The sequence below is a fragment of the bacterium genome, assembly GCA_040753085.1.
GTDB lineage: Bacteria > UBA9089 > JASEGY01 > JASEGY01 > JASEGY01 > JASEGY01.
This window is the reverse complement of sequence record JBFMHI010000095.1, coordinates 1-10,466: the sequence shown is the minus strand read 5'-3', so window position 1 is coordinate 10,466 and position 10,466 is coordinate 1. Positions and strand designations below refer to the sequence as shown.

Genomic DNA, 10,466 nt, shown 5'->3' with positions numbered 1-10,466 from the left:
TTATCCAGTTTCGACTCGATCTGGTCTAACTTAGCTTCGAGCTTCTCATTCGTAACGGTCTTATCTATCTTGGCTTCCAGGCGGTCTAACTTGGCTTCGATCTTGTCATTGCCTGGAACCGTGCCGGTCTCATCCATCTTGGCCTCCAGCCGATCCAGCTTAGCCTCGATCTTGCCCAGGTTTGGAACCGGCTGAGTCGAAGGCTGATCAAGCTTCCTTTCGATCTTGTCCAGCTTGGTTTCTAATTTAGCTATCCCTGGCTGAACAGCTATTACGTCAGTCCCTGGCGCAGGTTGAAGAACCGGCTCTTTATCCAGTTTTGACTCGATCTTATCCAGCTTGGCCTCGATTTTTCTTATCTCAGGATTGGATTTGGGCTGATCCAGTTTCGTCTCAATCTCCTCCAGCTTAGCTTCCAGCTTAATTACATGTAAATCGGGTTTAGGCTGATCCAGCTTGGACTCGATCTTATCCAGCTTGGTTTCCAGCTTGTCAACTCCTGAAACCGGCTGCACCGCCGCCAGTGAACTGGGATTATATGGTTCCGGCGGGGTGGGCAGTCCAGACTGGGTAGTCTTATCCAGTTTGGCCTCCAATTTCTGAATAAGCTTGATCAACTCCGGCAGTTGTCTATCTAACTTGGCTTCGATTTTATCTGCCTTGCTCTCAAGTTTGGCGATGGGCTGCACGACCTCAGCCGAAGGCTCTCCTGGTTTAGCCAAACTGTTCTCGATTTTTCTCAAAATTTGGAGTAATTCGGGCAGATGTCTGTCCAGCTTAGCCTCGATCTTATCCGCCTTGGCTTCGAGTTTATTTGCCTCTGAGGTAGGACCTGCTGAACTAAGTCCTGGGGTAGGTGAGACGGCTGTTAGTGCAGGTGTTCCGGGGGTTCCACTTGTTCCACCGGTTCCAGTCTGATCCAGTTTAGACTCAATCTTCTTTAAGGCCTCAATAAGGGGCTTTAATTCAGCCTGAACATCCCTGGAAACTTGTTTATCCAGTTTGGTCTCGATCTTTTTCAGGACATTGATGAGACTTTCCTGCTTCTGCGTTTTCTGATACTTAGTATCGTCTATCTTGGCCTCGAGCTTATCCAGCTTGGTCTCTATCTTGGCCATCGGGTCAGCTTCCTTAATGTTGAGGCTGCCCACCGGTTTGTCGGTCGGGGGCACGACTGGTCTCTCCACATCGGCAGCAGGCCCGGTCGGCTTCTGAGCCTTGGCTGAGATCGAAAACAAGCCGACTATTCCTAACACCAAGAAACAAACTGCCAAAAGTCTAACCTTCGGTTTCATCTAACCGTTCCTCCTTTTAAGACTTTGATGGCCCAAGGATTTCATTAGCTAAGATCCCTTGAGCAAAAATGTTACTTCCTATCAGTTTTTCACCTCCTTTCTGGGCTTTGAACACTTTCGGATAAAATTGAGCGTTGATTTTATTCTTCACCTCCATTGGCAAAATTTTCCTTCGCCCCTGCGGGGCTTAATTTCCAATTCAATCTTCCGTAGGTTGAAACCTACGGCTAAATTCCTTTGCACCTTCGGTGCATAAATTAATTACATTATTTTGACCACTCTCGAATAACACCTGTTTCTACTCTCCTTTATCCGAAAGGCTTCAGCCTTCAGCCTATCCGAAACGATGATCAAGGCCGGCTTTCTCGACCTCGGAAACTATTTGGGCGCTGTTTCCCAATCAGCCAGGAAACGTTGAATGCCGATATCAGTCAGGGGATGTTTAACTAACTGCTCGATAACCTTAAAAGGAATAGTGGCGATGTCGGCTCCGGCTAAGGCAGCTTCAATAACATGCAAGGGATGACGTATGCTGGCCACAATGATTTCAGTATCAAAACCATAGTTATCAAAGATGGCCCTAATTTCTCTGATGAGATCCATCCCATCGTGGCTTATATCATCCAGACGTCCCACAAAGGGACTGACATAAGTTGCCCCGACCTTAGCGGCCAGCAGGGCCTGGGTAGAAGAGAAGACAAGGGTTACGTTAGTCTTTATCCCTCGTGGAGCTAAAGTCTTGACGGCCTTAAGTCCCTCGGGCGTAATAGGGATCTTAACCACGATATTGGGGTGTATCATGGCCAGCTCCTCTGCTTCAGGGATCATCTCCTCGGCCTTAAGGCTTACTGCCTCAGCAGAAATGGGACCGTCGACAATAGCGCATATCTCTTCTACCGTCTTTCTGAAATCCCTACCTTCTTTAGCCATCAAGGAGGGGTTGGTCGTTACTCCATCTATTATCCCCCAGGAATTAGCCTCCCTAATCTCCTCCACATTGGCTGTATCAATAAAAATCTTCATCGCCTTCCTCCTTTCTCGATCCTCGATGCTCGAGCATCGAGCATCCAGCATCATGTGATGAACGGCTACCTAATCTTTAACCTGTAATCGAGAAAAATCGGCCAGACGCATAAACAGGTTGGTAATTTCAGAGAGGAGAGCCAGTCGGTTCTTACGCAGGGCCTCATCTTCGCACATCACCAGGATGTGGTCAAAGAAATCATCTACCGGACTTCTCAACCCGGCCAGATAAGAAAAAGCCTCTCTGTATTCTCGGCGGTCTCCGGCCTGGCCCACTTTATCTCTTATTTCAATGAATCTTCGATAGAGAGTCCTTTCTATCTCTTCGGCCAGTTCTTCCTCTCTAACCCCTTCCTTTATAGGGGGGACGCTTTTGAGGATATTCCTGGCCCTTTTAAAACAGACAGACAGCGGTTCAAAATCGGCTGAGGAGCCTCGGATTTCCTTTAAGGCCAAGGCCCGATCCAAGGTGTCAAGGGGGTCATTGAAGGGAATGGCCAGGATAGCTTCAATTTCATCCTGAGCGATCCCCCTCTCGGCAAGAAGGGGCCTCATTCGCTGAGCCAGAAAGTTCAGGACCTGGTCGGCAAGTTCTCTGGGGGTATCTCTTTTCAATAATCTTACGGAGTCCTCCACCAGAGGGGCCAAATCAAGTGATATATTCCTCTCAATCAGGGTTCTAACTATTCCCAGGCCGTGACGCCGGAGTCCGTAAGGATCAACCGAGCCGGTAGGCATAAGGCCCAGGCTGAAGCATCCGGTAATGATGTCCAGTTTATCAGCCAGGGCCACGAGCATGCCGGGAATGGTAGCCGGAGGAGAATCGTCGGCAAAACGGGGCTGGTAATGCTCCTTGATGGCTGTAGCTACTCTTGAATCTTCTCCCTGGAGCAAGGCATAATGATAACCCATAATCCCTTGCAAGGTGGGAAACTCTCCGACCATCTCGGTTAAGAGATCGGCCTTGGCCAGATAGGCCGCCCGTTTGACCAGAGGGATCAAATCAGAATCTATCTGGCTGGCGGCTGAAGCTGCCAGAGCCACCATCCGTTCAGTTTTGTCGTAAAGACTGCCCAATTCTTCCTGATAGATGACCCGCCTTTCTTCCTCCACTAATTGGGCCAAAGACTTGCGTTGATCCTCGGTAAAGAAGAAATCAGCATCAGCCAGTCTGGCCGCCAGGACCCGCTCATTTCCTTGTCGGACATGGGCCTCGGCTTGAGGATGGCTATTGGCTACTACCAGGAAAAAGGGAAGCAGATTCTCGCCTTTAGTTACCGCAAAATACCTCTGGTGTTCCCGCATGGAAGCGATCAGGACCTCCCGCGGGAGTCTCAGATATTCTTTCTTAAACCGGCCCAAGATAATAGTCGGATATTCGACCAGGTAGGTGACTATATCAAGCAGTGGCTCATCCTTAAGCACTTGGCCTCCCTCAGCCTGGCCGGCTGCCTCCAGACCGGCGATAATTGCCTGCCGCCGCTGGTGAGGGTCGGATAGGACATGGCTTTCTTTTAGTTGTTCCAAATAATCTGAGGGGCTATTTAATCGGAGGGGGCCAGGACTCAAAAACCGATGACCCAGGGTGATTCGATCGCTCTTTATCCCATCCAGATCGAATTCCACTACCTCCTGGCCCAGCAAGGCCAGAATCCATCGGATAGGCCGGCTAAACCGAAGGGATCCTCCTCCCCAGCGCATTGATTTGGGAAAGGAAAGGCTGGTAATAAAGTGGGGAAGAAGCTCTGCCAGAACAAGCCTGGTTTCTTTTCCCTTGGAGACTTTAAGGGCAGAAAGGTATTCCCCTTTTGGTGTCTTGGTGATCCGAAGCTCGTCCACCGAAACTCCCTGTTTTTGGGCAAAACCGCAGGCAGCCGAGGTGAATTCACCTTTATCATTAAGCGCCACCCTGGCTGGGGGACCGGTAACTTCTATTTCCTCATCCGGCTGTCTCTCGGCCAGGGATTCAACATAAAGGGCCAATCGCCTGGGAGTGGCGTAAGTCTTGATCGCCCGAAAATCAAGCCTGGCATTAGTAAGAAACTCGGCGCCTCTTTCCTCTATCTGTCTCAAAGCCGGCTCAATATAACCAGCCGGGATTTCTTCAGTGCCGATTTCCAATAGGAAATCCAATCTATTCACCAGTACTCCCTCACTTTTGATTAATGGCCTTGTTCATCGTTTGAGCCATTTACCAATCGGGTAAATAGGCTGAAGGCTGATTTTGCATTATAGCTAATAGAAATGATTACGTCAAGCAAAAAGTTGAGGGGAACAGATGTTCACAATAGACACATTTTAATCTGAGCGGTTCTGGAGATATTATCTCAAATTTGGGGGAAAGGAAGTCTCTCTCCTTGAAAGCTACACAATTCCGGTTAGAACAAGTTCGGCCCTCTCCGCCTGGCAGTATCTCCTTCTTTTTCTGAGGCAGACCTTCTTTTATGAAAAACTCTTCGGCTCTCAATAGAAAAGCAATTAAGGCCATTCGAACAGGCACCCCACTGGCCGCTTGTTTAAAATAGATGGCTCGAGGATCAGTATCTACTTCAGGAGAAAGTTCATCTACCCGGGGAAGGGGATGCATGACCAATGTCTCCCTGAATTTGGCCTCGGCCAGGGTTTTTTTATTTACCACCGGATAGGATAACGGCCTTTCCACGGCGGTATTAAATCTCTCCTTCTGAACCCTGGTAACATAAAGGACATCAATCTTCTCCACCAACTCATCTCCTTTTGAGGGTTGAATAGCTTTACCGGGAATCAAATAGAGAATATCTAATTCCTTATTGAGAAATTTTAGGTCAGATAGAGCGGGTGAGATGGCTACATAGCCATATTCTCTATTTAGTCTGGTGAGGACGTAGGGGGGCATATCCAGGCCAGTGGTTCCAGGGGCACAAATGATATTAGCGCCAAACATGGCCAGGCCATAAGCCAAAGAATGAACGGCCCTCGCATTTTTAAGGTCTCCGCAGAGGGCCACGTTGAGTCCTTTAATTCGGCCTCTTTCTTTTTTTATGATATATAGATCGCACAAGGTCTGAGTCGGATGCTGGTGTCCTCCATCACCGGCGTTTATGACCGACACAGGGGCATATTCAGCAAATACCCTGGCCGCCCCCTCCCAGGGATGCCTGACCACTATCATATCGGCATAAGAACCAATGACCCGGGCGGTATCAGTCAAACTTTCTCCTTTAGCCAGAGAAGAAGTGCCCGCCTCAGAGACAGTAATCACCTCCCCGCCTAACCGATGCATGGCTGTCTCAAAGGAGAGTCGCGTCCGCGTGCTTGGTTCAAAAAAAAGAGAGGCCATAATTCGGTTTCTACAGAGGGATAGATATCGGCTGGGGGTCTCCTCCATCTGAGCGGCCAAAGAAAAGATCGCTTCGATTTCCAGAAGGGATAAATCATCAATAGCCAGAAAGTCCCGCTTGTTGATCTCCATCAATGGCTCTCCATTCCCATAGAATTTTCGGCCTTGATCATCGTTTGAGGTGGATAGGCTGAAGGCTGAAGGCTGAAATTCGCCATTAACTCGCGAGTGGCCGAAACGAGGAACAGGGTCACGATCTCCTTCACGTCTCTGTAGGGCATTTTACACTATTTAAATAGATTTATCAAGCAGAATATGCTTGACAAAGGAGAATAATCCATTGTATATTGAGCGTTGTAGGAATTACCATTTCCTTCAATCTCCCATCGTAACTACCATCTGAAACTGAAAGAGGAGGCCTTAACTATGAATGTTCAACAGATCATCAAAAAGATAGAGGCAATTGAAACCCCGCCGGTGAAGAAGGCAGCCATCGCCTATTCTGGGGGGCTGGATTCATCCCTGGGGGTTATGTTATTAAGAAAGAAATATGGGGCCGAGGAGATTGTGGCCATTACCGTGGACGTTGGCCAGGGAGAGGCAGAGATGCGGACCAGCCAGGAAAAAGCCAAGGTGCTGGGCATTGAGCCGATTGTTATTGACGCTAAGCAAGAGTTCACTCAAGAATGGCTGAGGAAAGCTATTCAAGCTAATTCCGATTATAATGGTTATCCTGTCTCCACCTCTATGACCAGACAGCTTGTAGCCAGAGATGTAGCGCAATTGGCCAGAGATAAAGGCTGTGACTCTATTATGGAAGGCTCCAGTGGCAAAGGCAATGACCAGTACCGCATGCACAATGTCTTCAAGCTCTTTGCCCCGGAGTTAAAGGTGTTGGTCCCGGTAAGGGATTTTGATCTTACTAGGGGAGAAGAAGAGCAGTTATGTAAGGCCTGGGGCGTGCCGGTTACTGAAGGCATTGCTGGCGGTGATGACAAGACGATGTGGTGTCGGTCTATTGCCAGCGGGGCGGTTGATCTTAACCAGGAACTCCCGCGAGATATCTGGATGTGGTACTGTTCACCCACCGAAGCCCCGGACAAACCAGCCCGTATTGAACTTAAATTTGAAGGAGGTGTCCCGGTAGCTTTAAATGGAAAGGAAATATCCCTTGAGGAGATTATTACCGAGTTGAACCTCATCGGAGGCGCTAATGGCGTGGGCAAGATTGATATGTGTGAGGACGGCATTATGGATCTCAAGAGCCGGGAAATATATGAAGCCCCGGCGGCTCACATTGTCCTTAAACTCCATCGGGACCTCGAACAATTCTGCCTGACTAAAGATGAGATACAGTTCAAGAAAATGATCGATGCTAAGTGGGCTTATCTTGTTTATCACGGCATGTGGTTCCATCCCTTGAAGAAGGCGCTGGATGCCTTTATCTCTGAGACCCAGTCCGTGGTCAATGGCGCTTACATGGTGGAACTATACAAAGGTAACATTGACATCATCTTCCGGGAATCGGCTACTTCTCTATTCACCCCCGAGATTCGTTCCATCAAAAGTCGCGGATTCAATCAGCAAATGTGTGCTGACGCCGCCCATATTCGGGGCCTGCCCTTTGAGATCCTGGCCAGAAGAGAAGGTAAAGGATAGTTTATCTCTCCCTTTGGTCCCTTTGGTCCCTTTAGTCCTTCGAGATCCTGGCCAGAAGAGAAGGTAAAGGATAGTTTATCTCTCCCTTTGGTCCCTTTGGTCCCTTTAGTCCTTCGAGATCCTGGCCAGAAGAGAAGGTAAAGGATAGTTTATCTCTCCCTTTGGTCCCTTTGGTCCCTTTGGTCCCTTTGGTCCCTTTAGTCCTTCGAGATCCTGGCCAGAAGAGAAGGTAAAAGATTAGGGAGAGGCTTCAGCTTAAACAGGACAGATTGAAATTTTTATTGACAATATAACCTTTTTATGTTAAACTTTATTTTTATCAACGAAGAACCACTTAGGAAAGGATAGGTAACAATGAAAACTTACCAGGTAAAAGAAAGTGAGATTGAACGGAAATGGTATATAGTTGACGCCAGTGATCAGATATTGGGGCGATTAGCATGCCGAATAGCCAATACACTGCGGGGGAAAGATAAGCCTATTTATACCCCTCATTTAGATACGGGAGATTATGTGGTAGTCATCAACGCCGATAAGGTGGTCCTTACCGGTAAAAAGGCGGAACAAAAAGTCTACCATCGTTATTCAGGATACCCGGGTGGGCTGAAAACCATTTCATATTCCGACCTGATGGCTAAAAATCCGACGCGAATAATCACTATGGCTGTCAAGGGAATGCTGCCTAAGAATAAATTGGGTAAGGCAATGTTGACCAAACTCAAAGTTTATGCGGGAAGTGAGCATCCCCATCAAGGGCAGCAACCGCAGGCACTAAGTTGGTAATAATAGAGGTAACTACTCAGCCTCTATATAGTAGCCTTACCTAGCGAAACCACAACATATTGTGTTTAGGTGTTTAAAAGTTAGCTAAAATTCCTAAAAAACGGCTTTCTATGCAACCTATAAAAGGAGACGAACCACAATATATTGTGTTCTGTAAGCTTCAAAATCAATATGTGGTGGCTGAGTAGTTACTAATAGAGGAGGAGGTTTGTAAATGACGCAAGAATATTATGGCACGGGGAGAAGAAAAGAATCTACTGCCAGGGTAAAACTGATAGCCGGGACGGGTAAGATAATGGTTAATGGAAGGGTTATGACTAACTATTTTGCTCGTCCTGCCTTAACTAACTTAGTCAAACAACCCTTGGTGACTACCTCCACCCTGGATAAATTTGATGTAGTCGCCTGGATAAAGGGAGGAGGAATATCTGGCCAGGCTGGAGCCCTCCGGCATGGGATTGCCCGGGCTTTGGTAGCCGCTAACTCTGAACTTCGTTCTATCCTTAGGCAAGGCGGCTTTCTTACCAGGGATTCGCGAATGCACGAAAGAAAGAAGTACGGTCAGCCTGGACGGAGGAAAAGATACCAATTCTCCAAGCGGTAACTTTTATCTTCTCTTCTTTCTAGTGTTCTGTCACGCTTGAAATGGTGGGTAAGGCCTCTTTCCCCCTCACTTTAATCCTCTCCCCTGAGGGGAGAGGATTAAGGTGAGGGGGATTGCTTCTCCAGGAGACGAACCCATCAAATCAACAGAAGTCTGTAAGGTTCCCATGCTTATCGAAACTCGCTATGAGCATATTGTGCTCGATCAAGCCCAGGTTCCCACAATTGCTGGCACGACCATGAAAGTGATTGAACTTGTCTTGGCCCATCTTGCTTATGGTTGGAGTCCAGACGAGTTACACTTTCAGTTTCCCCATTTGACTTTGGGACAGATTTACTCTACTTTGGCTTACTACTGGGATCATCGGGCAGAATTGGACGAAGATATTGAACGGCGACTGGAGTCAGTTGATAGACTTAGATATTCGGTTGGGGAATCGCCGCTCACCGCCCGTTCCAGTCGACGCCACCTCCGCTCCAGCGCCGCGGCTGAAGCCCTCCGGCATGGGATTGCCCGGGTTTTGGTATCCGCTAATTCTGAACGTAATCGTTCACCACAGAGACACGGAGAATGATTTTAGATTTGTAACCGTTCAGCCACCAAGGCACGAAGACACGAAAATTTGTGTCTCTGTGTCTCCGTGGTGAGGTGAACGGTTACAAAAGAAGCTAAAGTGCGGCTCGCGGAACTAATTGACGAAGCTGCATACGGTGAGGAAGTTGTGAACCTGGAAATTTAACCTTGACAAAGGCCCTGTAGTATGGTAAACTGTTAATACTTTCTCAAATTTCGGGTAACTACTCAGGAAGAGAGGAAGACTGTTCCTAAAAGCCTTCCACCTTCAGTCTCTCCATCTGAGTAGCCTTCAGTCTTCAGCCTATCCACCTGAGTAGTTATTAAAAAAAATTTAATTGACACTCGATGTTCAAGTTTTTTCGACCTGCGCCATCGGACTTTCAGGGGTTAAAACCGCTAAAGCGGTTATGATTCTGGATGTTATCCTATCCGTAACACCCTGATAAATCAGGGTGCTAAACTCAAGTATGAGAATAGCACCCCGATTTATCGGGGTGAATCGGGGGACACTAATAAACCAAAGCAACCGCTTTAGCGGTTTATAAGAAAACCTTGAACATCGAGTTGACAATAAGTTTCAGTAAAGGAGATAAATGAAGAAGGCTATAGAAAAAAAGGAAGAGCCAGAGGAATTATTTACAGAGGCGAAGAGGTATTTTAAGAATGCCAAAGAAACATTGTCAAAGACAGAGATAGAGTATGGTAGGTATAAGGACAAAAAATATGTTAAAGAAGCATCTGCAATGGCTTATTTATCTGCTCTTTCTGCAATCGATGGCTATCTACTTTCAACTGGGATCGCTAAAGATAAACTTCCAACATCCATTGAAGAATACACAAAGTCAATAAAAAAGATACCCCATGATGGTAAACTTAGGGCGGCATTAAATACTGCTTATGAAAACCTTCATATCTTAGGCTATTACCGCGGTGGGGTGGATATTGATATGATAAAATCAGGCTTCCAAAAGGCAAAACTTATTATTGACACCTTATCAAAAGGGGTAAAAAATGGCTGTAATCGTTCACCACAGAGACACGGAGAATGATCTTAGATTTGTAACCGTTCAGCTACCAAGGCACGAAGACACGAAAATTTGTGTCTCTGTATCTCCGTGGTGAGGTGAACGGTTACTATTTCAGGTAACTACTCAGGAAGATAAACTGAAGGCGATAGAAGGGGGGAAATTGTTTCCGGGGGGGGATA

General features: G+C 47.3%; 9 protein-coding genes. 5 read left to right on the top strand and 4 right to left on the bottom strand.

Annotation, left to right across the window (positions count from 1 at the left end; all coding sequences use genetic code 11):
* The 4 genes from AB1797_09925 to AB1797_09910 form a co-directional block, all read right to left on the bottom strand.
* Positions 1-1,295, bottom strand: a 1,295-nt coding sequence (locus AB1797_09925) for a hypothetical protein (GenBank protein ID MEW5767925.1), incomplete at its 3' end; no start/stop codon positions are given.
* A gap of 378 nt (positions 1,296-1,673) precedes the next feature.
* A complete protein-coding gene (gene fsa / locus AB1797_09920; protein ID MEW5767924.1) occupies positions 1,674-2,318 on the bottom strand; it encodes a fructose-6-phosphate aldolase in 645 nt (214 codons plus the stop codon).
* 69 nt (positions 2,319-2,387) lie between these two features.
* Positions 2,388-4,460: a glycine--tRNA ligase subunit beta gene (gene glyS, locus AB1797_09915; GenBank protein ID MEW5767923.1), complete on the bottom strand. Its 2,073-nt coding sequence runs from the start codon at positions 4,458-4,460 to the stop codon at positions 2,388-2,390.
* 106 nt (positions 4,461-4,566) lie between these two features.
* Positions 4,567-5,769: an aspartate carbamoyltransferase catalytic subunit gene (locus AB1797_09910; GenBank protein ID MEW5767922.1), complete on the bottom strand. Its 1,203-nt coding sequence runs from the start codon at positions 5,767-5,769 to the stop codon at positions 4,567-4,569.
* 294 nt (positions 5,770-6,063) lie between these two features.
* On the opposite strand from AB1797_09910, the gene argG reads away from it, so the two are divergent.
* From argG to AB1797_09885, 5 genes are all read left to right on the top strand, one after another.
* Positions 6,064-7,296 carry an argininosuccinate synthase gene (gene argG / locus AB1797_09905; protein MEW5767921.1) on the top strand — a complete coding sequence of 411 codons (1,233 nt, stop codon included), beginning with the start codon at positions 6,064-6,066 and terminating at the stop codon, positions 7,294-7,296.
* Positions 7,297-7,650: 354 nt separating this feature from the next.
* Positions 7,651-8,079 (top strand): 50S ribosomal protein L13, encoded by a 429-nt coding sequence (gene rplM / locus AB1797_09900; GenBank protein ID MEW5767920.1) that lies wholly within the window; start codon positions 7,651-7,653, stop codon positions 8,077-8,079.
* A 214-nt stretch (positions 8,080-8,293) separates the two neighbouring features.
* The gene (gene rpsI / locus AB1797_09895) at positions 8,294-8,683 is read left to right on the top strand and encodes a 30S ribosomal protein S9 (GenBank protein ID MEW5767919.1); all 390 of its coding nucleotides are present in this window, start codon (positions 8,294-8,296) and stop codon (positions 8,681-8,683) included.
* Positions 8,684-8,786: 103 nt separating this feature from the next.
* Positions 8,787-9,257, top strand: a complete 471-nt coding sequence (locus tag AB1797_09890) for a DUF433 domain-containing protein (GenBank protein MEW5767918.1) — start codon at positions 8,787-8,789, stop codon at positions 9,255-9,257.
* 595 nt (positions 9,258-9,852) lie between these two features.
* Complete coding sequence (locus AB1797_09885) at positions 9,853-10,308, top strand: DUF5618 family protein (protein MEW5767917.1); 456 nt, start codon at positions 9,853-9,855, stop codon at positions 10,306-10,308.
* Positions 10,309-10,466: the final 158 nt, after the last annotated feature.